Raw genomic sequence first — 21,266 nt, forward strand, 5'->3', positions numbered from 1 at the left:
CGCCGCCGGGGCTTCCCGGCGGCGGCTCGTCGCGTCGTGGGTCAGGGGAGCTGCGGGTAGAGCGCGGCGACGCCGCCGGCCAGCCCGGCCTGCACCTGGCGGCTGAGGTCGTCGGCGAGGATCTCGTACGCGTCGGCCTCGATGCCGTCCACCCCGATCCGGGCGATCGTCGCCGGGTCCAGTTTCGGGCCGGTGACGTCGGCGGCCATGTCGGTGTCCAGGTAGCCGACGTGCAGGCCGGCGACCCGGATGCCCCGCTCGGCGAGCTGGACGCGAAGGACGTTGGTCATCGACCACTCGGCGGACTTGGCGGCGCTGTAGGCCCCGTGGATCGGCAAGCCGAACCAGGACAGCACGGAGAGCACGTTGAGGATCGTTCCGCCGCCGTTGCCGGCGATGACCGGCGCGAACGTCCGGACAGTCGAGAGGGTGCCGATGTAGTGGGTCTCCAGCTCCAGCCGGACGAGGTCCAGGTCGCCGTCGAGCAGATCTGTCCGGGTGTCGATGCCGGCGTTGTTGATCAGCAGGTTCACGTTCCCGGCCAGCTCGGCGGCTGCGGCCACCGAGGCGGGGTCGGTGATGTCGAGGCGGACCGGCGTCACGCCGGGCAGGTCGACGCTGTCGGGGTTGCGGGCGCCGGCGTAGACGGTGGCGCCCCGGGCGAGGAGTTCGGCGGCCAGGTGTCGGCCGAGGCCACGGTTGGCGCCGGTGACGAGAGCGGTGCTTCCAGCGATCTTCATGGCCGTCACGCTATCCGACCTGACTTACGTTCACCAAAGTCAGCTACGTCACGACGGTGACCCCCCTGAATCGGGAATGCGACCCCGAGGCGGCCACAACCCTGCCGGTGACGGCTCGTATCCTTTCCGCGAACCTCCGCACGAGCCGAGATGGGAGACGGTGTGAGCAACCAGGCCGAAACGTTGGAATTCCAGGCCGAGGCGCGTCAGCTCCTCCAGTTGGTGGTCCACTCGATCTATTCGAACAAGGACGTCTTCCTGCGGGAACTCATCTCGAACGCGTCCGACGCCCTGGACAAGCTGCGACTGGCCACGCTTGTCGACAAGGACCTCGTCGCCGACACCGACGACCTGCACGTCGCCCTCGAGGTCGACCGGGACGCCCGCACCCTCGCCGTGCGGGACAACGGCATCGGGATGACCCGCGACGAGGTCGTCCAGCTGATCGGCACCATCGCCAAGTCGGGCACCGCCGAGCTGCTGCGCAAGCTGCGCGAATCCGCCGACGCCCACGCCTCGCAGGACCTGATCGGCCAGTTCGGCGTCGGCTTCTACGCCGCGTTCATGGTGGCCGACCGGGTCACCCTGCTGACCCGCAAGGCCGGCGAGACCGGCGGCACCCGCTGGGAGTCCACCGGCGAGGGCACCTACTCGATCGAGTCGGTCGACGAGGCGCCGCAGGGCACCACGGTGACCCTGCACCTCAAGCCGGTCGACACCGAGGACAACCTGCACGACTACACCGCCGAGTGGACCGTCCGGGAGATCGTCAAGCGATACTCCGACTTCATCGCCTGGCCGATCCGGATGAGCGTCGAGCGGCCCGGCGCCGACGGCGAGGCCGCCACCAGCGAGGTGCAGACCCTCAACTCGATGAAGGCACTCTGGGCTCGACCCCGCGACGAGGTCGACGCCGCGGAGTACAACGAGTTCTACAAGCACGTCAGCCACGACTGGGCCGACCCGCTCGAGGTCGTGCACATGAAGGGCGAGGGCACCTTCGAGTACGAGGCGCTGCTGTTCCTGCCCAGCCACGCCCCGCTCGACCTGTTCTCCCCGCAGGGCCGCCGCGGCGTCCAGCTCTACGTCAAGCGCGTCTTCATCATGGACGACTGCGAGGCGCTGGTCCCGACCTACCTGCGCTTCGTCAAGGGCGTGGTCGACGCGCACGACCTGTCGCTGAACATCTCCCGCGAGATCCTCCAGCAGGACCGGCAGATCCAGATCGTCCGCCGTCGCCTGGTGAAGAAGATCCTCGCCACGGTCAAGGACCTCAAGGCCAACCACGCCGAGAGGTACCGCACCTTCTGGACCGAGTTCGGCGCGGTGGTCAAGGAAGGGCTGATCGACGACACCGACAACCGCGACACCCTGCTGGACCTCCTGTCGGTCGCCTCCACCCACGACCCCGCCGAGCCCACCGACCTGGCTGGCTACGTCTCACGGATGAAGGACGGCCAGAGCGACATCTGGTACGCCACCGGCGAGTCCCGGGCCGCCATCGAGAACTCGCCGCACCTGGAGGCGTTCCGGGCCAAGGGCCACGAGGTGCTGCTGCTCACCGACCAGGTCGACGAGGTGTGGGTCGAGCGGGTCGGCGCGTACGACGGTCGGCCGCTGCGGTCCATCGCCAAGGGCGAGATCGACCTGGACACCGACGAGGAGAAGCAGCAGGCCGAGGCCGAGCGCGAGCAGCAGCGGCAGGAGTTCGCCGCCCTGCTCGACTGGCTGGGCACCACCCTGACCGACAGCGTCCGGGAGGTGCGTCTGTCGTCGCGGCTGACCACCTCGCCGGCCTGCGTCGTCGGCGACGCCCACGACCTCACGCCGACCCTGGAGAAGATGTACCGGGCGATGGGGCACGAGCTTCCCCCGACCAAGCGGATCCTGGAGATCAACCCCGGTCACCCGCTGGTGTCCGGGCTGCGCAAGGCCCACGAGCAGGGCAGCGACCAGGCGGCTCTGACCGAGACCGCCGAGCTGCTCTACGGCCTGGCGGTGCTCGCCGAGGGCGGTGAGCTGACCGACCCGGCCCGCTTCACCCGGACGCTCGCCGACCGGCTGGCGCGCACCCTGTAGCTGGCGTACCCCGTCAAGCGGCGGGCTTCCCGGGTCACCGGGTGGCCCGCCGCCGGCGGTGGCCGGCTACCAGCGGTTCCAGTGGGCGAACCCGTCCGCGTCGGCCCGCGGACCGGGCTTGAAGTCGGTGCCCAGGGTGTACGCCACCGGCGTGAGCGCCACCTGCACGACGGTGTCGTAGGGGATGCCGAGCAGGTCTGCCATCTCCCTTTCGTAGCTGAGATGGCTCGTGGTCCACGCGGTGCCGAGCCCGCGTTCCCGAGCGGCCAGCATGAAGCTCCAGAACGCCGGGATGACCGAACCCCAGGCCCCGGCCTGCCCGCGCACGCTGGCCAGCTCGGCGCGGGACTCGACCCGCAGGCAGGGGATGAGCAGCAGCGGCACCTCGTGCAGGTGGTCCGCCAGGTGTTGCAGGCTGCCGGCGATCCGGCCCCACTGCTCGGAGGCGAAGTCCATCCGGCTGAAGGCCGGCCCGGTGCCGCCCGACGCGGGTGGCGGTGCCATCAGCCCGAGTCGCCACAGTCGGGCGACGGCGGCCCGGGTCTGCGGATCCTCGACGAAGATGAAGTCCCAGCGTTGCCTGTTGCGGCCGCTGGGGGCCTGAAGCGCGATGCGCAGGCAGTCCTCGATCACGTCACGGGGGACCGGGCGTCCCAGGTCGAGACGCTTGCGGACGGCGCGGGTCGTGCTCAGGACCTCGTCGGCGGACAGGCCCAGTGTGCGCGGCCCGCTCTGCCCGGCCGGGTTGGTGTCGCTCATGCGGGAACTCCCACTCGTTCGGTCAGGTCGAGGTTGGCGATGACCGCGGGAAGGAGCCCGGGAAACCGGTCATTGATCTCGTCCGCACGCAGTTCGTGTCTGCGGAAGCTGCCGTTGGGCGTGACGCGGAGGACGCCGGCTGCCCGCAGCACCTTCAGGTGATGTGACAGCGTGGACATGCTCACCTCGGACAACGCGTCGAACTTCCCGCAGACGACCCCACCGGCCTGCGCCAACTGTCGTACGACACTCAGGCGCACCGGGTCGGCGAGGGCGCCGAGCACGGTGGCGAGGTCGACCGAGGCGAGATCGGGATGATGCAGGGCTCTCATGGACGCCATGCTAGCTTTGATTTCGTGATTTCGAAAATCGTCCAAATGATGAGCGGAGCACGGTCATGCCGGTCGACACAGTGATCTTCAGCGGGGAGGGCCCGCACGCCGATCCCTGGCACCCGTTGTCCGAGACCAGCGCGGCGATCGCCAAGCTCGTCGGCGAGGCGGGCCCGGTGGCGATCGTGACCACCGTCGACCAACTCGCGGCCGCACTCGACGGCGCCCGCCTCCTGGTGGTGAACGCCAGCGCCGACCGCACGGCCCCGATCCCGCAGGACGAGGAGTTCGGCCGCGTCCTCGACGCCTTCCTGGCCCGTGGCGGCAGCCTGCTCGCCACGCACAGCGCGACGATCGCGTTTCCCCAGCTCGCGACCTGGCGGTCCACGGTCGGCGCCGCCTGGGACCACGGTCGGACCTTCCACCCGCCGATCGGAACCAGCCTCATCCGACGCACCGACATCGAGCACCCGATCACTACCGGTCTCGTGGACTTCGAGGTGCACGACGAGCGCTACACCGACCTGGAGTTGCTCGACGGCGTCGACGTCGAGACTCTCTACGTCCACGACGAGGGTGGCGACACCCACCCGCTCGTCTGGGCGCGCACGGCCGGGAGCAGCCGGATCGTCTACAACGCACTCGGTCACGACGCCCGGTCGTACGAGTCGCCGGGACACGTCGAGCTGCTGCGGCGCATCGTGCTCTGGCTCCGTCACCGCATCTGATCCGCAACGGTCCACGGTGGTCACTGCACATTGACCACCCACCCGCAACCGCTACGGGTGACGCCCCGCGTACCCCGGTGAAGAACTTCACAGGGGTTGGGCGATCGTCACCGACCGTGCCTAACGTCGGTCGGGTTCGCCACTGCGGACACCACGGCCGGCAACGCCAAATCCTGCCCCCGGTCGGTGGAACCCAGTCACCCGGGCAGGAGCGGGGGACCCAAACGTTCCTCGGTGCACGTCACCTCGGGGTGAAGCCGCCATCGTGCGGCCGGGCTCCTCGGCCCGAACCCGACAGCTCACCTCGCCGGCGTGGAGGAAGTTCACATGACGTCTGTCTACACGCCCCGTCACCGACGGGTCACCACCCGCCGTCTCGCCGTCGGCACCCTGGCCGTCGGTGCGGTCACCGGTGCTGTCGCCCTCTTCGGCCCGGCCGCCCCCGCGCAGGCCGCGGTCAACTGGGACGCGATCGCCAAGTGCGAGTCCGGCGGTAACTGGAAGATCAACACCGGCAACGGCTACTACGGTGGCCTGCAGTTCTCCCAGAGCACCTGGGCCGGCTACGGTGGCAAGAAGTACGCCGCCCGTGCCGACCTGGCCAGCCGCGGCGAGCAGATCGCCATCGCCGAGAAGGTGCTCGACGGGCAGGGCATCGGCGCGTGGCCGACCTGCGGCAAGAAGGGCGGCTCGTCCGGCGGCTCCGCCACAAAGCCGTCGACGAAGTCCACCGCGAAGCCATCGACGAAGTCCACGCAGAAGCCCACCGCGAAGTCCACGGCGAAGCCCACCGAGCAGCAGGAGCGGCCCTCGCGGCGGGAGCAGCCGGCGACCCGCAACCACGAGCGCACCGCGCCGACCACGGGCGGCCAGACGTACCTGGTCAAGCCGGGCGACACCCTGTCGGAGATCGCCGACAGCCACCGGGTGACCGGCGGTTGGCAGGCGCTCTACGAGCACAACCGGCAGCTGATCGGGGCCGACCCGGGCCTGATCTTCCCGGGTCAGCGGCTCAGCCTCTGACGGTCTTCCCGGGTCAGCGGCTCAGCCTCTGACGGATGACACACGAACGCTCGGCCGGGTCACCGGCCGAGCGTTCGTACGTGTGGTGCGATCAGCCCGAGCGCCCGTACCCCGGGGGAAGCCGTCACGCCGCGGAGGCGGATGCCTTCGACCCTCGGTGCGACGTGACCGGGCCGGCGTTCCAGCCCCAGCGGGGCGCCGGTGCGCTGCCCTCTCCGGACCAGCCCGTGCCGCCCTCCTCGTTGTCGCCGCCGTCGGTGGTCATCTCGACCGGGGCGGGTGTGCTGCGGGCCAGTCGCATCGACTGCTCCGCGCCGGCGCGGGCCGCGCACGGCCAGGACTGCCCGGCGCACTGAAGGTTGCGGCACTGACCCTCGTCGTCCGGCTCGTGGGCGCTCAGCACGTCGATCGCCAGTTGCCAGAGCAGCGGGTCGGTTACGTCGTGCGGCCGCTCGGCAGTGCGACTCGGCCGGTTGCTGGTGTCGTCGTCGGACATTGTGGGTCCCCCCTTGTCAGGCTGTACCCCACAAGGGTCACCCGTCAGCCGCCGGTTAAACCGCCGACCTGCTGTGATGTGTCTCCGGTCGCAGCGGTCGCCGGGACGCCGCACGCAGATCGGTCAATCCGGCAGCAGCGGCATCTCGACGCCCGGCTCCCGGCCGAGCAGGACCGCTCGGGTCAGCGCCGTTGAGCCGAACCGGTCACGGACCGCGTCCACCGCGGCGTCCAACTCAGCGCCCGGATCGCGGTGAAACGGCAGCTCCGGTTGCACGGGGTTGTCGTCCAGGTTGCCCACTGAGACACCGATCAGTGTGACACCACGACGATCGATCTCGGTCAGCGCGGCTCGCAGCAACGCGCGCGCGGCGGCGAGCAGCGGCGTCGTGTCGGCCGTCGCCTTGCCGATGGTGTGCGAGCGGGTCGCCCGGGTGTAGTCGCCGAAGCGCAGCCGCAACACCACGGTGCGACCGGACCGCCCCGCCGCCCGCATGCGGCGGCTGACCCGGTCGACGAGGCCGGCGAGGATGGCATCCAGCTCCGCCGGGGCATGCGGCGTGCGGCTCAGCGCATGCTGCGCGCCCATCGAGCCGCGCCGCCGGCTGACCTGCACAGAGCGAGGATCGCGGTTGTGCGCCAGGGCGTGCAGGTGCCTGCCGGCGCCCGACCCGAGCAGCGACACCAGGGCGGCCTCACCGAGCCGGGCCACCTCACCGACCGTACGGATCCGGCGTTCCCGCAGCTTCGCTGAGGTGACCGGGCCGACGCCCCACAACCGCTCGACCGGCAGTGGGTGCAGGAACGCCAACTCGGCGTCCGGTGCGACCACCAGCAGACCGTCCGGCTTCGCCACCCCGCTGGCCACCTTCGCCAGGAACTTCGTGCGGGCCACACCCACCGTGATCGGCAGGTGGACCCGTTCACGAACCTCCCGGCGCAGCCGCTCGGCGATCTCGGCCGGCGACCCGACCAGCCGCCACAGGCCACCGACGTCCAGGAACGCCTCGTCGATGGAGAGCCCCTCGACCAGTGGCGTGGTCTGCCGGAAGATCTCGAAGACCGCCCGGCTCGCCGCCGTGTACGCCGACATCCGGGGCGGCACCACGATCGCGTCCGGACAGAGGCGGCGCGCCTGCTGACCACCCATCGCGCTGCGTACGCCTCGCGCCTTCGCCTCGTAACTGGCCGCGAGGACCACGCCGCCGCCGACGATCACCGGCCGCCCCCGCAGGCGCGGGTCGTCACGCTGCTCGACCGACGCGTAGAAGGCGTCCAGGTCGGCGTGCAGGATGCTGGCGCCGGGCGACACGTACACATGTTCGCATGGCAGGTGGCCATCTCTGCAATGAGCTGGGCGAACGCCCGATCAGTCGAGGCAGAACTCGTTGCCCTCCGGGTCGGCCATGACGAGGTGACCGGCACCCAGTGGGGGAGCGGGCTCGTGGCGACTGAGTCGGGTGGCGCCGTATGCGGCGAGTCGTTCCGCCTCCGCCTCCAGCGCCGCCATCCGCTCGTCACCCGTGAGCCCGGGAGCGGCCCGCACATCGAGGTGTACGCGATTCTTCACCCGCTTGGGCTCGGGCACCCGCTGGAAGAACAGGCGCGGTCGCACACCCTCGGGGTCGACCACCGCTGAGGCGTCGTTGCGGTTCTCCGGCGGGACCCCCATCGCGTCCAGCGCCTGCTCCCACGACTCGAAGTCTCCGGGCGGTCCCTGCAACTGGTAGCCGAGGGCCTCGGCCCAGAACTCGGCCAACCCGGCGGGGTCGGCGCAGTCGAACGTGATCTGGACGTCGCGGGCCATGTCAGCTCCCTGTCTCGTGATCTGGTCGGTCATGATCCCAGCCTCTCGTGAATAGCGGACAGGGTCGTTCCGCGATCCGTGCGACGATCGGCGTGTGACCGTCGAGGCAACGACCGAGCGGGTGCTGCGGTTGCTGGCGCTGCTCCAACGGCGACCATCCTGGACAGCCGCCGACCTCGCCGCCGAGCTGGGCGTCACCGACCGCTGCGTCCGCCGCGACGTGCAGCGACTGCGCACACTCGGCTATCCCGTGCAGGCGGTGTCGGGCGTCGGCGGTGGCTACCAGCTCGGCGCGGGCACCCGGCTGCCGCCGTTGCTCCTCGACGACGAGGAGGCCATCGCGACGGCGGTCTCCCTGCGCCTCGCCTCGGGCGGCACGATCGCCGGAGCGGGCGAGGCGGCCCTGCGGGCGCTCGCGAAGCTCGACCAGGTGATGCCGTCGCGGCTGCGTGCCGAGGTGCGGGCGGTGCACGGCGCCACGGAGACGCTCCTGGGCCCGGTGGCCGAGATCGACGCGGAGCTGCTGGTGACCCTGGCGCGGGCCTGTCGCGACGCGGTGCGGGTCCGCTTCACCTACCCCGGCCGCGACGGTGGGGACCGCGAACGGACTGTGGAACCGATCCGGATGGTCACCACAGGTCGCCGCTGGTATCTGATGGCCTGGGACGTCGACCGCGACGACTGGCGTACGTTCCGGCTCGACCGGATGGGCGCGGCGACCGCGACGACCTGGCGCTTCCGAGCGCGCGAGCATCCGGATCCCGTCGCGTACGTGCAGCGATCGGTGACCGAGGCGCCGTACCGGTATCTCGCCCGCGTGCGGGTGCACGCCCAGCCGGACCGGGTGCGGGCGTTGGTGCCACCGCAGGTCGGGCGGGTCGAGGACGACTGCGACGGATGGTGCGTGCTGGTCGTCGGCGGCGAGAGCCTGGACTGGCTCGCCGCGCATCTGGCACGCCTCGATCACGAGATGGAGGTGCTGGAGCCTCCCGAGTTGCGCGAGGCCGTCGGCCGCCTCGCCCGTCGCCTCGCCGTGCTGGCGGGTGGGCCATCGGAACCGGGCGGGTAGTGGCGCAGGGCGTAGTGCCGTAGCGACACCGGGCTGCCGTCCGGGGCGGTCCATGGTGCCGTGCTCGTCCCGACGCGCCGCCAGCCGGTGCGCTCGTAGAGCGCGGCGGCCGCGGCACCACCGGCGGCCAGCTCCAGCACCAGGTCCGTACCGCGTCTGCTCGCCCACTGCCGGGCCCGGTCCAGCAGCGCGCTGCCCAGCGCCAACCCTCGGGCGGACGGCACCACGAAGAGGCGAGCCACCTCGGCTGTCGGCCGGGCCGGCGGCCCGCCCGCCGGGTCGGGGATCCGATGCACCGCGACATGCCCCACGACGGCCCCGTCGGCGTCGACCGCCACCCAGGCGCGCGCCGGGTGCGGCTCGCGCAGCCAGCGGTGCGGGTCGGCGGGCCAGTTCAGGGGGTACCTGTCGACCCGGTGAACCTCGGCGAGCCCCGCGACGCAGCCGTCCAGGTCGGTGGCGCGCCGCCGGCGGATCCGCGGCTGGTTCACAGGTCGTCGAACGGGCCGGCGTAGCGGAACTCACCGCGGATCGACTCCCGCCACGCGGTCAGCGGCCGGGCCTGGAAATACTGCGGCCCCCACGGCTGCGGCGGGGTGACGCCCAGCTCGACGGCGGGCCGGAACCCGAAGCGCGGGTAGTAGTCAGGGTGCCCGAGCAGCACCACCAGCGGCTCGTCCCGCGCGTCGGCCGCGCCGAGCACCGCGTGCATCAACGCGTGGCCCACCCCACGGCGCTGCCAGTCGGGCAGCACACCGAGTGGCCCCAGCCCGAGCGCCACCGGCTCGCCGGCCACCCGGCCGCGCGTGGCCACCACGTGCCCCACCACCTGGCCGTCCGAATCGGTCGCCACCAGCGAGTACGCGGGCAGCCAACCCTCGTCGGCGCGCAGCGCGTCGACCAGTGTCGCCTCGACCGGTACGCCAGCGCCGTCGGTCCTGGTGAAGGCGGCGGAGTGAACCGCCCGGATGGCGTCGGCGTCGGCGTCCGTCTCGCGTCTGATCAGCACCGCGCCACCATAGGCCCACCGTGTCGCCGGCTCCACGCCTTTATCACCTGCGCCGACGTGTCGACGGTCGTCGCTTCGGAGTCATGCCGGCGGGCACGCCCGGCGGGCATGACGCGAAAACGACTGATGACTGTGAGGCATAAATATGCCTCACAGTCATCAAGCTCATGGGACCAAGGGCTCGGACCTGGGACCTCAGCCCACGGCGGTGGCCGAGGGTGGGGCGCTGCCGCCCTGGGGCACCTCCGGAGTCATCAGCCGGATGATCTCCGCCCGGTCGGCCGGCGAGGGCATACCCCATTCGGGCCGGTAGCCGTACACCTCATGCAGTGGGGTTGAGCAGGTGCGGCCGTTCAGGATCTCCACGGCGTCGGTGCCGATCAGGCCGGGGTGTTCGACGCCGCAGGCCTCGGCGACCTTGGTCAGGTCGCGGCGCAGCGTCTGCAGGTAGTTGGCCGCCCGGACCGACTTCAAAGTCGGGTCCAGACCCCGGGTGAGCCACGTGTTCTGCGTCGCGACACCGGTGGGGCAGGTGTCGGTATGGCACTTCTGTGCCTGGATGCAGCCGATCGACAGCATCGCCTCCCGGCCGACGTTGACCAGGTCGCAGCCGAGCGCGAAGGCCACGATGGCGTTGTCCGGCAGGCCGAGTTTGCCGCCGCCGATGAAGACCACCTGCTCGTGCAGATCGTGCTCGGCGAACACCTTGTAGACCCGGGAGAAGCCCTGCTGGAACGGGAGCGACACCGAGTCGGTGAAGATCAGCGGCGCGGCGCCCGTCCCACCCTCGCCACCGTCGATGGTCACGAAGTCGACGCCTCGGCCGGTGTCGCGCATCAGGGTGGCCAGCTCCTGCCAGAAGCCCAGGTCACCGACCGCCGACTTGATGCCGACCGGCAGGCCCGTCTCGGCGGCCAGCAGCTCCACCCAGTCGAGCAGGCTGTCGCAGTCGGAGAACTCGGCGTGCCGGGACGGGCTCACGCAGTCCTGACCGGCCGGGATGCCCCGGGTGGCGGCGATCTCGGCGGACACCTTCGCCCCCGGCAGCAGCCCACCGAGGCTCGGCTTGGCGCCCTGGCTCAGCTTGATCTCCAACGCCTTGACCGGTGCGCCGGCCACCAGGTCCTTCAACCGGTCGAGGCTGAACCGGCCGTGTTCGTCGCGGCAACCGAAGTACGCCGTTCCGAGCTGGAAGACCAGGTCACCGCCGTTGCGGTGGTACGGCGACAGGCCACCCTCGCCGGTGTTCTGCAGGCAGCCGGCGAGTGCGGCCCCCTTGTTCAACGCGGTGATGGCGTTGCCGGAGAGCGAGCCGAAGCTCATGCCGGAGATGTTGACCACCGACTCCGGGCGGAACGCGCGGGCCCGCCCCCGGGCCGCGCCGAGCACCTTCGCCGACGGCAACCGCACGTCGTGCCCGGCGGCGGGTGTCGACGGCGGCACGGCCCTGCCGAACGTGCGGTGCTTGATGATCGGGTAGCCCGGGGTGTACTCGATGTCGTTGTCAGTGCCGAAGCCGAAGTAGTTGTTCTCCTGCTTCGCCGACGCGTACACCCAGCGGCGTTGGTCGCGGGTGAACGGCCGTTCCTCGTTGTTGCCGGCGACGATGTACTGCCGTAACTCCGGGCCGATCGCCTCCAACAGGTAACGGGCGCGACCGAGCACCGGATAGTTGCGCAGCAACGCGTGGTCGCGCTGGATCAGGTCCCGCGCGGCGAGCGCCGCGACGGCGGCGGCGACAGCGGGTACGGCTCGACGGGCCCATTTCATGCCCGGCACTCTTTCCGCCCGCACCTCTGGCCAAACCGGCCCCGCCGATCCAATGCGCTGGTCAGGACCGGGGGCGGGGACCACGAGGCGCGCCCCAGCGGCGCCGGAAGGACTCGCGGACCGACCCGCCGACCACCGTGCACCACGTGCTCGTGCTGAGCTTGCCGTTGCGGGGCAGGCCGTGCAGCGCCTGGAGGTCCTGCACCGCGGCCCGGGTGGCGTGGTCGTAGGCCCCGGTGACGGTGACCGCGTACCCCTTGGTGGCGAGGATTTCCTGCACCGCCGTGACCGGCGCGCCGGTGGCGTGCTGGTCCAGCTCGGGGACCAGGGTCTCCCAGGTCGGCGTGGTGAGGGTGGCGTCCACGTCCACCGCGATGCCGTTGCGGGCCTGCCAGTCCTGCACGGCCGCCACTGTCGCGGCGTCGAACGTGCCGCTGACCGTCACCGCGTAGCCCCGGAACGCGAGCAGGTGCTGAACCACCCGGACCGAGGGGGAGTTGACGAACCGCCACAGGTCCGGCCAGCGGCGGGCCGGCACCTCGCCCAGCGTCGTGCCGAGGGCGGCGTGCACCCGCCGACGCAGCTCCGGGAACTGCCGGTAGAAGGCGGCGCCCGGGCACTCGGTGGTGCGGAAGTCCCAGTGGCCGAAGATGTCATGGGCGTGCAGCCCGTACTGCCGGCAGATCGAGACGCAGAGCTTGACCAGCGAGTCGGTCAGCGCCTTCGGCGGCGTCTCGGTGACGTAGGTGCCCTCGTTCTCGATGCCGATGGCCCGGCCGTTCTCACCCGGGCAGTGCGCCGAGATCATCTGGCGGTCGCCGGCTTCGAGGCGCTCCAGGCTGCCCCGGCGACCCTCCAGCACGTAGCCGCCGCGGCTCACCGTGAAGTGCTGGCCGGTGTCCGACCAGCCGTTGCCGTCCATGTGCAGGTCCTGGCACTCGTGGGCCAGTTTGACCGCCTGCTCGCGGGAGTAGTCGGTGACGTTCGGAAACGCCATGTGGTGCACGATGATCTTGTTGGTGGCGATGGCGCTGACCGACAGCGGGTCCTTCGGCGGACGGGCGGCCCACTCGTCGCAGCTGATGATCCAGTCCAGGTCGGCGTCGGGGGCGGCGGCCTGCGCCGAGGTGGGGAAGGCCAGTTCACTCCCGACGACGGCGACCGTGGCGGCGCCGAGGCCGGCTCGCAGCAGTGTCCGGCGATCCACTTCGGAATGGTCGACGTGCATGACATCTCCTCCTGCGGCCGACGGCGGGGGATGAAAAGTAGCTCCAGTGGCCGCACGCACTCCGGAGAATATTGCCAAGACTCGGTGCGCGCCAGAGGTCCGCGCCACCTCATGATCACTTGGGTTTCCGCGACTCGGGTCGGGGGTAGGTCGGGGCTGACCATCCCGGCTGCCGCATGAAGGAATGACCATATGAGTGACAACGTCAGCGACGCGGTGGGCGACGCCCTCCGATCGGTGATGCTCTTCCTGCCCAAGGCCGTCGCCTTCCTGGCGATCCTGGTGGCGGGATGGCTGATCGCCAAGGCCGTACTGAAGATCGTGGAAAAGGTCCTGGAACGGGTGGGCTTCGACCGCGCCGTCGAACGCGGCGGCATCCGCCGCGCGTTGAGTCGCTCCCGGTACGACGCCAGCGACATCGTCGCGAAGCTCGTCTACTACGGGTTGCTGCTGTTCACCCTGCAACTCGCCTTCGGCATCTGGGGGCCCAACCCGATCTCCGACCTGCTTGGCGCGGTGATCGCGTGGCTGCCGCGCGCGTTCGTCGCGATCGTCATCGTCGTGGTGGCCGCCGCGATCGCCAACGCGGTCAAGGACATCATCAGCGGCGCGCTCGGCGGCCTGTCGTACGGCCGGGTGCTGGCCACCACCGCCTCGGTGTTCATCCTCGGCCTCGGCGTCATCGCCGCGCTGAACCAGATCGGGGTGGCCACCGCGGTCACCACCCCTGTTCTGATCGCGGTGCTGGCCACGATCGGCGGCATCCTCGTCGTCGGGGTCGGCGGTGGCCTCATCCGTCCGATGCAGAGCCGCTGGGAGGCGTGGCTGACCCGCGCCGAGCAGGAGTCGCAGCAGATCGCCGCGCACGCCCGCGCCTACCGCGAGGGGCGCCGCGACGCCGAGGCCGAGCTGGCCCGGGCGTCCGCCGCCCCCGCCGAGCCGGCCCGGCCGCCGTTCGTCGCCGACGACCCGGAGCGCACCCAGATGCTGACGCGACCGACCGACACGGAGGCCACCCAGGTGGTGCGTGCGCCCTCCGACCCGGAGGCCACCCAGGTGGTGACCCGCCCGGCCGACTCGGAGGCCACCCAGGTGGTCAGCCGGGGCGGCGACACGGACACGACCCAGGTGGTCGGTCGGGGTGATGGCGACTCGGACACGACCCAGGTGGTGAGCACCGGCACCGGTGGTGCGGTGCCCGGTCCGCGTACCAGCGACGACAGCGAGACCACCACTGTCATCCCGCCGGTGGACCGGCGCTGACCAGCAGTTGTTGAAGCGGGGCGGGATCGATCGGATCCCGCCCCGCTTCGCGTTGTCCGGCACGCCGAAAGTGCTTTCCGGCGCGCCGGTGCGCGTCTAGCATCGCTGACATGACCTGGCGACATTGATCCAGCAGAGCAGGCCGATCCCGTGGGCCACCACCGGCACCGCACGTCCGGTGTCCATCTCCACTCCCACGGGAAGGCCCCATGATTCACCTCGCCTCGCGCGTGCCCGACCCGGCGGTCCGTCGTCTGACGGCCACCCTCTACGGGTACGCGTTCCTCAGCGACCTCGTCCTGCTCTACCCGCTGTACGTGGTGTTCTTCGCCGACACCGGGTTGTCGGTGGGGCAGATCTCGTCGCTCTTCGTCATCTGGTCGGCCGCCGGCATCCTGTTCGAGGTGCCGTCCGGCGCGTGGGCCGACGTGGTGTCCCGTCGGCTGCTGTTGTGCCTTGCCCCGCTGGTGACCGCCGCCGGGTTCGCACTCTGGGTCCTGCTGCCTTCGTACCCCGCGTTCGCGATCGGGTTCCTCCTCTGGGGCGCCGGCGGAGCGCTCGTCTCCGGTGCCCTGGAGGCGCTGGTCTGGACCGAGTTGGACCGGCTCGGCGCGGTCGGCCGGTACGCCCGGGTGCTCGGGCGCGCGCGGACGGCCGGTGTGCTGGGCGTGGTGGTCTCCGGAGTGCTCGCCGGCCCGGTGCTCGCCGTCGGCGGGTACCCGGCGGTCGGCGCGGCCAGCGTGCTGGCCTGTCTGCTCGCCACGATCGTCGCCGCCCGGTTCCCGGAGCACCGCCCACCGGCCGACGCTCCGGTCGACGCGCCCGTCCAGGCTGTCGTGCCCGTCCCGGCCAGCGGGCACGACCCGGCCGCTGCGGTACGGCCCGTAGCTGCGGCCATGCCCGGGGATCGCGAGCCGGACGGCTCCCCAGCGGACGACGGGGACGAGCTGGGCTGGTGGGACACGCTGCGGGCCGGAGTGACGCAGGTCCGCACCCGCCCCCCGGTGCGGTCAGCCGTGCTGCTGGTCGCCGTGGTCGCCGCCGACTGGGGCGCCCTGGACGAGTACTCCCCGCTGCTGGCCCTGGACACCGGTGTGCGGGCGGAGGTCGTACCGCTGCTGCTCCTGCTGCTCTGGGCCGGGGTGACAGTCGGCGGGCTGCTCGCCGGAGTGGGGGAGCGGCTGGGCCGCCGGGGCTACGCCGCTCTGCTGGGCCTGGTCGGTGTCGGGCTGGCCGGTGGCGCGTTGACCGGGCGACCGGCCGGCTTCGTGCTGCTCGCGCTGGGGTTCGGTGCCGCGCAGTTGGCCACCGTGCTGGCCGACGCGCGGCTCCAGGCCAGGATCACCGGCAACAGCCGCGCCACCGTCACGTCGCTGGCCGGGATGGCCACCGACCTGCTGATCATCGGGACGTACGCCGGTTATGGCCTTCTGGCCACAGTGGTCGGCAATGCGGTGGCGTTCGCGGTGACAGCCGGCCCGTACCTCGTGCTGGGCCTGGTGCTGTTGACCCGCCGGCGCCCGACGGTCGTGCCCGCCAGCAGCACGGCGGCTGCGGCGCACGGCCCGCGATGACCGGGGAGCCGGCGGCGGCCGACGTGGCCGCCGCCGGCCCTCGCTCAGCTGGACAGGTGCAGGAAGGACCACTGGTGGCCGTCGAGGTCGCGGAAACCGCGCATGTACATCGGCCCGTTGGCCATGCCGGGCCCGAGCGACTGCCCGCCGGCGACAGCCGCCCGGTCGACCTGCTCGTCGACCTGCTCGCGGCTCTGCGCCGACAGCCCGACGACGACCTCGCGGCTGGTCTCCGTGTCGGTGGCGGCGACACCGGTGTACGACTCGAAGCCGGAGCGGAGGTGCAGCACCAGGCGGGTGCTGTCGGAGATGGTGAACACCATGGTGTCCCCGTCCAGGTCGGCCTGGTCACTGGTGAACCCGAGCGCCCGGTAGAACTCGGCGGCAGTGGTCAGGTCGCGCACCGGCAGGTTGATGAACGTCATGGTCATCGGTTGTCTCCGTTCGACTCGAGCAGTGCCTTCAACGCAGCGAGCCGCTCCCGCCAGTACGCCTTCAGCTCGGCGGCCTGCTCGGCTCCGGTCAGCTTCTCGTGCAGCACGCTGACCCGGGCCTTCGACTCGCCGACAGCGTCGAAGCCGACGACGATCCGGGTGGGACCACCGGCCCAGTCGGCCCGGAAGGTGCGGGGCGCGGTGGTGGTGCGGACGCGTACCTCGACGTCGGGCAGCCACCTGGCGCGTGCCGTCTCGTCGGCGAACGCCTCGTACAGTCGCGCCGCCGGCACCGCCACCGTCCGGCTGGCAGCGGCCGAGAAGCCCCCGTCGCGTTGCTGGCCGGGCGCGCGCAGGCCACGCGCCTGCTCGTACCCGACGGTGATGGTCTGTGACCACCAGCCTGTCACGTCGTGCTCGGTGACCAGGTGGCGGGCGATCTGGGTGTGGGTCCGCTCGGTGGCGGCGGTGGCGTCGAGCAGGGCGAACCACTCGGCCCAGCCGCGGCCGGTCCGGGCGCGGATCAGGTCGTTGGCGATCCGCTCGGTCTGCGCCGCGGCGGGCGCGGGAGACGGGGCCGGGGACGGCTCGGTGGCCTTGTTGATCAGGTGTCGGCGGGCGGTGGTGTAGCTCTCGCCGGTCTTCTCCATCCGGGCGCGGACCCGGGTCTTGAACGATCTCTGGTTGGTCATCACATGCTCCCGGTCAACGGCACGGTCACCGGGACCCACGCTCCCGCCGACCCCGCCGCAGTGGGGCATGTGGCACCACGTCCCGAGGGCTCAGGGCCCCCTTTGCCTCCGCGTTGCCGGCGGCGTGAGCGCCGGGAGGGAGGTGCGGCGCAGGACTACGCCAAGGAGATCCTACGCCAACTCGACAGTCAGGGCTGGTCACCGTCGAGGTAGACCCACCGGCCGTCCTCGCGGACGAACCGGCTGTGTTCGGTCAGGGTGCCGGGCCGTCCCGCGTCCCGGTAGTGGGCGTGGAACGTCACAGTGCCGGCGGCGTCGAGCAGGCCGCCCCGCTCGGTCTCGACGATCTCCAGTCGGGTCCACCGCTGCCCCGGGTCCAACTCCAGGGAGGCGGGCCGGGTCGAGGAGTGCCAGCTGCGCAGCAGGTAGCCGGTGTCGCCGAGGGCGAAGGCGCTGAACCGGGAGCGCATCAGCGCCTCGGCCGTCCCTGCCGGGCTGTCGCCGCTGTGCGCCGGGGCGCAGCAGTCCGCGTACGCCTGGCCGGAGCCGCACGGGCAGGCCCGTCCCGTCGTCGTGTTCGCCCGTCGGCGTCCCGCACCCTTACCCACGTCGTCATCCTGCCCCACCGCCGGGCGTCGATCGGCGACGACTCCCGCCGGTCGGGGCGGCCGGGGCGATCAGAGCCAGCCGGAGCGGCGGAACAGCCGGTACAGGAACAGGGCCGCTGCCCCCATCAGGGCGAGGGCACCGGCGTAGCCGTAGCGCCAGGCCAGCTCCGGCATGTGGTCGAAGTTCATGCCGTAGATGCCGGCGATGCCGGTCTGGGTGGCCGCGATGGCCGCCCACGCCGCGATCTTGCGCATGTCGTTGTTCTGCTCCACGGCGAGCTGCGCCAGTCGCGACTGGACGATCGAGGTGAGCAGGTCGTCGTACGCGGCCACCCGGTCCACCGCCCTGCTCAACCGGCCGTCCACGTCCACGAACCAGCGGTGCAGGGCGCGCGGCGGGCCGTCGGGGTCGAGCAGCGTACGCATCGGCGCCTGCAACGGCAGGACCGCCCGCTTGAACTCCACCACCTCCCGTTTGAGCTGGTAGATGTGCTGGATGTCGGCGGAGCGGTCGCGGGCGAACACCGCCTCCTCGACCCGTTCCAGGTCCCGTTCGACGTGCCCGGCCACCTCCAGGTAGGAGTCGACCATCCGGGCGCAGACCGCGTACGCAACCGCCCAGGGGCCGGCGGCCAGCAGCGTGGGGCGGCCCTCGATGTCGGCGCGGACGGTGCGCAGCGCCCCGGCGGCGCCGTGCCGCACGGTGATGGCGAACCGGTCCCCGAGCAGCACCATCACGTCCCCGGTGTCGATCACCTCGGAGGTGTCGGTCAGCTCGTCGTGCTCCACGTACCCGGCGGTGCGCAGCACCAGCAGCGTGACCGGCCCGTGGCGTTGCACGGTCGGGCGGTGCCCGTCGGCGAGCGCCTGTTCGACGGTCAGCTCGTCCAGGCCGAAGGTGCGGCCCACCGCGGCGAGCACGGCCGGGCCCGGGTCATGCAGTCCCAGCCACACGAAGGCGTCGCGACCGTGCCGCGCTCGGGCGTACGCGTCGTCGTAGTGCGGTCGACCGGGCTCGCGCCGACCGTTGACGTAGACGGCGCAGTCGACCACGGCGTCCGGATTGGACCGGCGGGGGTTGGGGGCGACGGCCTCGGGTCGGCCGAGCAGTCGACGGGCCAGCGCGCGTACGCCCTGACCGGCCCGGTCCCGTACCGGCCGCTGATCCACCACGTGCCTCCCCGTCGCCCGCGCACCGCCCCGGTCGCGGTGTGCTCGCAGGGGATGGTGCCACCGCATTCTGCCGAGCAGGGTCCGGCTCCCGACAGCGGGGCAGGTGGCTCAGGCCCTGCGGGTGGCTCAGGCTGTGCGGGTGGCGAAGACGACGATGTTGTCGACGTAGTTGCCGGTCGAGGCGTCGAACCGGCCGCCGCAGGTGATGAGGCGCAGCCCGGCCGCGTCCGCCGGGCCGTAGACCAGCGTGCTGGGAAAGCGGTCCTTGGGGTACGCCTGGACGTCGTCCACTGTGAATGTGGCGACCTGCGCGTCGGCGCGGGTGACCTGGATCTGCTCACCGGCGCGCAGCCGACCGAGGTCGAAGAAGACCGCCGGGCCGGCCGGTGAGTCGACGTGTCCCACCAGGACGGCGTTGCCGGTTTCGCCAGGGCTCACCCCGTGCCGGTACCAGCCGGCGAGGGTGGGTTTGTCCAGTGGGGGCACCTCCAGCACCCCGGCGGCGTCCGCGCCGACCGGGACAACCTCGGCGCGTACGCCGATGGCGGTGATCTGCACCCGGACCGGCGCGGCGCGTGACAGCGGCGCCAGGTCCGGTGCGGGATGGGTGCGTCGCGGCGCGTCGGCCGGCGGCCGTGGTGGCCGCGCCGGGTCGGCGGTGAGGCCGACGGTGATCAGCCCCAGCCCGGTCACGCCGAGCAGGGCCACCACGGCCGGTAGGGTCCGCCGCCACCACACGTGGTTACCTCCGCGCTGGATCGTCCGGGTGCCCGCGCCGGTGTCACCGGTGCGGGCACCCGTCCTCAGGGATGGAGCAGTCGCCGATCAGGCGACAGTGGACACCGGACGTCGCCGGCGGATCAGGATCACCGCGCCGGCCAGGGCGGTGCCGAGCAGCGTGCCGCCGGCGGCCAGGGTGCCGGTGTCGCGGCTGTCGCCGCCGGAACCGGCGGGTGCGCCGCCGATCGGGGTGACGGTGAACGTGGCCGTGCCGGCCGAGCTGCCGTCGCCGCAGGTCGCCGCCACCGTGTACGTGCCCAGGGTGAACCCGGCGGTGAAGAGTTCGGCGCTGAGCCCGCCGCCGGCCGCGGCCGTGGTGGATCGGACGTTCTGGTCGCGGTTGGGGCCGGTGACCCGGAAGAGGGCGTCACCCGACTTCGGGTTGCAGGTCGTCGCGGTGAGCACGACGGTCCCACCGACCGGGGTGGTGGCCGGTGACACCGTGGTGTCGGCCAGTGCGGCGCCTGGCAGCAGGAGCGTGCCGAGGCCCACGCCGAGCGCCGCCGAGCAGAGTGCTGTTGAGACCTTCATACGCGTCTTCCCTCACTTTTCGTCCGCTGACTGCGTGGGACGTCGTTCGGGTGGCCAACTCCGTGACTAGCACCGGTGTGCCCAACACTAGGTGGGTTGGGCCCACGATCAGGTGAAAATGAGAATCCCTCGTTGCCGTCACGTGTCCACCCGAAGGCGGGGAGAGCTGCGGAAAGGCCCGGACGGCCCGACCGGCACCGGTGCTCCGGTCGATGTCCGCTCCGCCCGGGCTGTCGCCGCTGGGTCGATGGCGAGGTATGGCGTCGGCTGTCCAGGACCCGCTGGGCGGGACCGGTCGCCCGGCGGGTCACGCGGGGATCGGCTCGCCGGTCTCCAGCAGGGTCTTGAGGCTGGCCAGCAGCTCCGGCCAGCCGCCGCTGCCATCGAGTTGGCCGCTGATCGCGCGGTGCATCTCGCTGTCGGGGGAGAAGTCGTCGTGGACGACGGTCAGCCGGACGGCAGCGTCGCCGTGTGGCTCGATCTCGAAGGTCACCTTCGACCGGCGCTCACCGAGCCGGGCGACCAGTTGCTCGGGTGACCAGCCGAAGTGCTCGGCGTGCTCCGGCTGGAAGCCGTGCCAGCTGTACGACAGGCGACGGTACGGCTCGGCGACGAGCACCCGCTGACCGAGATCGCGTGGCTCGCCGTCCGGCGTGTCCTGCCACAGCACCGGGGAACCGACCTGCCAGTCGGACGCCAGCGCGACCCCGCCCCAGTAGCGGCGGGTGAAGGCCGGTTCGATGAGCGCGGCCCAGAGCCGCTGCGGGGTGGTCCTGACGTAGGTGGTGTAGACGAACGCGGGACTCTCCATGGACTGTCGCTCCAATGCGGTGCTCAGGTCGGCGAGCGCGGCGGCTCGCTCGCGGTCGTATCGGCTGAGCCATCTGTCGGCGATGGCGTTGATCGGCGCGGCGTTGAGGTAGTGCACCTTCTCCCGGCCGCGCCGAATGCTCGTGACGAGGTGGGCCGCCTCCAGCACCGCGAGGTGCTTGCTGACCGCCTGTCGACTCGTTGCCAACCCGTCACAGAGCTCCCGCAGGGTCTGGCCATTGCGGTCGTTGAGCCGGTCGAGCAGTCGACGCCGGCTGGGATCGGCCAGCGCCCGGAACGCGTCGTCCATCGGCCCTCCGTAAAAAGCAACCAAGCGGTTGCCTGTCAAAATAGGCAACCAT

Annotated in this window: 22 protein-coding genes, 1 pseudogene and 1 riboswitch; of the genes and pseudogenes, 6 read left to right on the plus strand and 17 right to left on the minus strand. The window is 71.6% G+C overall.

Going from position 1 to position 21,266, the window contains the following annotated elements; all coding sequences use genetic code 11:
- Positions 1-41: 41 nt before the first annotated feature.
- Entirely contained in the window at positions 42-740 is a 699-nt protein-coding gene (locus KBX46_RS14585; protein WP_210792907.1) for an SDR family oxidoreductase, read from the minus strand.
- Between the two features lie 150 nt (positions 741-890).
- On the opposite strand from KBX46_RS14585, the gene htpG reads away from it, so the two are divergent.
- The gene (htpG, locus tag KBX46_RS14590; RefSeq protein ID WP_210792908.1) at positions 891-2,819 is read left to right on the plus strand and encodes a molecular chaperone HtpG; all 1,929 of its coding nucleotides are present in this window, start codon (positions 891-893) and stop codon (positions 2,817-2,819) included.
- Positions 2,820-2,885: 66 nt separating this feature from the next.
- Here htpG and KBX46_RS14595 read toward each other — a convergent pair whose 3' ends face one another.
- Entirely contained in the window at positions 2,886-3,578 is a 693-nt protein-coding gene (locus KBX46_RS14595; protein WP_210792909.1) for a nitroreductase family protein, read from the minus strand.
- Entirely contained in the window at positions 3,575-3,910 is a 336-nt protein-coding gene (locus tag KBX46_RS14600) for a helix-turn-helix transcriptional regulator (RefSeq protein ID WP_210792910.1), read from the minus strand. Before KBX46_RS14600 ends, KBX46_RS14595 begins: the two co-directional genes overlap by 4 nt.
- 65 nt (positions 3,911-3,975) lie before the next feature.
- Between KBX46_RS14600 and KBX46_RS14605 the strand changes: the two genes are divergently transcribed.
- Both KBX46_RS14605 and KBX46_RS14610 read left to right on the plus strand, forming a co-directional pair.
- On the plus strand, positions 3,976-4,638 hold the full coding sequence (locus KBX46_RS14605; protein ID WP_210792911.1) for a ThuA domain-containing protein: 663 nt from the start codon (positions 3,976-3,978) through the stop codon (positions 4,636-4,638).
- 154 nt (positions 4,639-4,792) lie between these two features.
- Positions 4,793-4,965, plus strand: a riboswitch (cyclic di-AMP (ydaO/yuaA leader).
- On the plus strand, positions 4,966-5,661 hold the full coding sequence (locus KBX46_RS14610) for a transglycosylase family protein (RefSeq protein WP_088947894.1): 696 nt from the start codon (positions 4,966-4,968) through the stop codon (positions 5,659-5,661). It abuts the riboswitch before it with no gap.
- A gap of 124 nt (positions 5,662-5,785) precedes the next feature.
- Here KBX46_RS14610 and KBX46_RS14615 read toward each other — a convergent pair whose 3' ends face one another.
- The 3 genes from KBX46_RS14615 to KBX46_RS14625 form a co-directional block, all read right to left on the minus strand.
- Entirely contained in the window at positions 5,786-6,157 is a 372-nt protein-coding gene (locus tag KBX46_RS14615; protein ID WP_210792912.1) for a hypothetical protein, read from the minus strand.
- 123 nt (positions 6,158-6,280) lie between these two features.
- Positions 6,281-7,468, minus strand: coding sequence for a DNA polymerase IV (dinB, locus tag KBX46_RS14620; protein WP_210792913.1), 1,188 nt, complete (start codon positions 7,466-7,468; stop codon positions 6,281-6,283).
- 57 nt (positions 7,469-7,525) lie between these two features.
- Positions 7,526-7,963, minus strand: coding sequence for a VOC family protein (locus KBX46_RS14625; protein WP_210792914.1), 438 nt, complete (start codon positions 7,961-7,963; stop codon positions 7,526-7,528).
- 94 nt (positions 7,964-8,057) lie between these two features.
- Here KBX46_RS14625 and KBX46_RS14630 point away from each other — a divergent pair, with 94 nt between their 5' ends.
- On the plus strand, positions 8,058-9,032 hold the full coding sequence (locus KBX46_RS14630) for a YafY family protein (protein ID WP_210792915.1): 975 nt from the start codon (positions 8,058-8,060) through the stop codon (positions 9,030-9,032).
- On the opposite strand, the gene KBX46_RS14635 is transcribed toward KBX46_RS14630, so the two are convergent.
- The 4 genes from KBX46_RS14635 to KBX46_RS14650 form a co-directional block, all read right to left on the minus strand.
- Positions 8,927-9,523, minus strand: coding sequence for a GNAT family N-acetyltransferase (locus KBX46_RS14635; protein WP_210792916.1), 597 nt, complete (start codon positions 9,521-9,523; stop codon positions 8,927-8,929). The genes KBX46_RS14630 and KBX46_RS14635 overlap by 106 nt on opposite strands.
- A complete protein-coding gene (locus tag KBX46_RS14640; RefSeq protein ID WP_210792917.1) occupies positions 9,520-10,041 on the minus strand; it encodes a GNAT family N-acetyltransferase in 522 nt (173 codons plus the stop codon). Before KBX46_RS14640 ends, KBX46_RS14635 begins: the two co-directional genes overlap by 4 nt.
- Before the next feature lie 195 nt (positions 10,042-10,236).
- Positions 10,237-11,811 carry an FMN-binding glutamate synthase family protein gene (locus KBX46_RS14645; protein ID WP_088947899.1) on the minus strand — a complete coding sequence of 525 codons (1,575 nt, stop codon included), beginning with the start codon at positions 11,809-11,811 and terminating at the stop codon, positions 10,237-10,239.
- 61 nt (positions 11,812-11,872) lie between these two features.
- On the minus strand, positions 11,873-13,039 hold the full coding sequence (locus KBX46_RS14650; RefSeq protein WP_210792918.1) for a peptidoglycan-binding protein: 1,167 nt from the start codon (positions 13,037-13,039) through the stop codon (positions 11,873-11,875).
- Positions 13,040-13,231: 192 nt separating this feature from the next.
- Between KBX46_RS14650 and KBX46_RS14655 the strand changes: the two are divergent.
- Both KBX46_RS14655 and KBX46_RS14660 read left to right on the plus strand, forming a co-directional pair.
- A pseudogene (locus tag KBX46_RS14655) lies at positions 13,232-13,943 on the plus strand (hypothetical protein); the annotation flags it as partial.
- Between the two features lie 568 nt (positions 13,944-14,511).
- On the plus strand, positions 14,512-15,876 hold the full coding sequence (locus tag KBX46_RS14660; protein ID WP_210792920.1) for an MFS transporter: 1,365 nt from the start codon (positions 14,512-14,514) through the stop codon (positions 15,874-15,876).
- 44 nt (positions 15,877-15,920) lie between these two features.
- On the opposite strand, the gene KBX46_RS14665 is transcribed toward KBX46_RS14660, so the two are convergent.
- The 7 genes from KBX46_RS14665 to KBX46_RS14695 form a co-directional block, all read right to left on the minus strand.
- On the minus strand, positions 15,921-16,307 hold the full coding sequence (locus tag KBX46_RS14665) for a VOC family protein (RefSeq protein ID WP_210792921.1): 387 nt from the start codon (positions 16,305-16,307) through the stop codon (positions 15,921-15,923).
- Positions 16,304-17,002: a hypothetical protein gene (locus tag KBX46_RS14670; RefSeq protein ID WP_247667514.1), complete on the minus strand. Its 699-nt coding sequence runs from the start codon at positions 17,000-17,002 to the stop codon at positions 16,304-16,306. The genes KBX46_RS14665 and KBX46_RS14670 overlap by 4 nt, the downstream gene beginning before the upstream one ends.
- Before the next feature lie 188 nt (positions 17,003-17,190).
- Positions 17,191-17,610, minus strand: a complete 420-nt coding sequence (locus tag KBX46_RS14675; RefSeq protein ID WP_088951707.1) for a YchJ family protein — start codon at positions 17,608-17,610, stop codon at positions 17,191-17,193.
- Positions 17,611-17,679: 69 nt separating this feature from the next.
- The gene (locus KBX46_RS14680; protein WP_210792922.1) at positions 17,680-18,780 is read right to left on the minus strand and encodes a magnesium and cobalt transport protein CorA; all 1,101 of its coding nucleotides are present in this window, start codon (positions 18,778-18,780) and stop codon (positions 17,680-17,682) included.
- A gap of 129 nt (positions 18,781-18,909) precedes the next feature.
- Positions 18,910-19,494 carry a class F sortase gene (locus KBX46_RS14685; protein WP_308159520.1) on the minus strand — a complete coding sequence of 195 codons (585 nt, stop codon included), beginning with the start codon at positions 19,492-19,494 and terminating at the stop codon, positions 18,910-18,912.
- A gap of 114 nt (positions 19,495-19,608) precedes the next feature.
- Positions 19,609-20,094, minus strand: a complete 486-nt coding sequence (locus KBX46_RS14690; RefSeq protein WP_099852881.1) for a hypothetical protein — start codon at positions 20,092-20,094, stop codon at positions 19,609-19,611.
- 307 nt (positions 20,095-20,401) lie between these two features.
- Positions 20,402-21,214: a metalloregulator ArsR/SmtB family transcription factor gene (locus KBX46_RS14695; protein ID WP_210792924.1), complete on the minus strand. Its 813-nt coding sequence runs from the start codon at positions 21,212-21,214 to the stop codon at positions 20,402-20,404.
- Positions 21,215-21,266: the final 52 nt, after the last annotated feature.

The organism is Micromonospora sp. C81, assembly GCF_018070425.1.
GTDB classification, from domain to species: domain Bacteria; phylum Actinomycetota; class Actinomycetes; order Mycobacteriales; family Micromonosporaceae; genus Micromonospora; species Micromonospora zamorensis.

Coding starts and splice junctions, on each gene's coding strand:
- KBX46_RS14585 (WP_210792907.1), bottom strand. CDS start 740: ATGAAGATCGCTGGAAGCACCGCTCTCGTCACCGGCGCCAACCGTGGC.
- htpG (WP_210792908.1), top strand. CDS start 891: ATGGGAGACGGTGTGAGCAACCAGGCCGAAACGTTGGAATTCCAGGCC.
- KBX46_RS14595 (WP_210792909.1), bottom strand. CDS start 3,578: ATGAGCGACACCAACCCGGCCGGGCAGAGCGGGCCGCGCACACTGGGC.
- KBX46_RS14600 (WP_210792910.1), bottom strand. CDS start 3,910: ATGAGAGCCCTGCATCATCCCGATCTCGCCTCGGTCGACCTCGCCACC.
- KBX46_RS14605 (WP_210792911.1), top strand. CDS start 3,976: ATGCCGGTCGACACAGTGATCTTCAGCGGGGAGGGCCCGCACGCCGAT.
- KBX46_RS14610 (WP_088947894.1), top strand. CDS start 4,966: ATGACGTCTGTCTACACGCCCCGTCACCGACGGGTCACCACCCGCCGT.
- KBX46_RS14615 (WP_210792912.1), bottom strand. CDS start 6,157: ATGTCCGACGACGACACCAGCAACCGGCCGAGTCGCACTGCCGAGCGG.
- KBX46_RS14625 (WP_210792914.1), bottom strand. CDS start 7,963: ATGGCCCGCGACGTCCAGATCACGTTCGACTGCGCCGACCCCGCCGGG.
- KBX46_RS14645 (WP_088947899.1), bottom strand. CDS start 11,811: ATGAAATGGGCCCGTCGAGCCGTACCCGCTGTCGCCGCCGCCGTCGCG.
- KBX46_RS14650 (WP_210792918.1), bottom strand. CDS start 13,039: ATGCACGTCGACCATTCCGAAGTGGATCGCCGGACACTGCTGCGAGCC.
- KBX46_RS14660 (WP_210792920.1), top strand. CDS start 14,512: ATGATTCACCTCGCCTCGCGCGTGCCCGACCCGGCGGTCCGTCGTCTG.
- KBX46_RS14665 (WP_210792921.1), bottom strand. CDS start 16,307: ATGACCATGACGTTCATCAACCTGCCGGTGCGCGACCTGACCACTGCC.
- KBX46_RS14670 (WP_247667514.1), bottom strand. CDS start 17,002: ATGACCAACCAGAGATCGTTCAAGACCCGGGTCCGCGCCCGGATGGAG.
- KBX46_RS14690 (WP_099852881.1), bottom strand. CDS start 20,094: ATGAAGGTCTCAACAGCACTCTGCTCGGCGGCGCTCGGCGTGGGCCTC.
- KBX46_RS14695 (WP_210792924.1), bottom strand. CDS start 21,214: ATGGACGACGCGTTCCGGGCGCTGGCCGATCCCAGCCGGCGTCGACTG.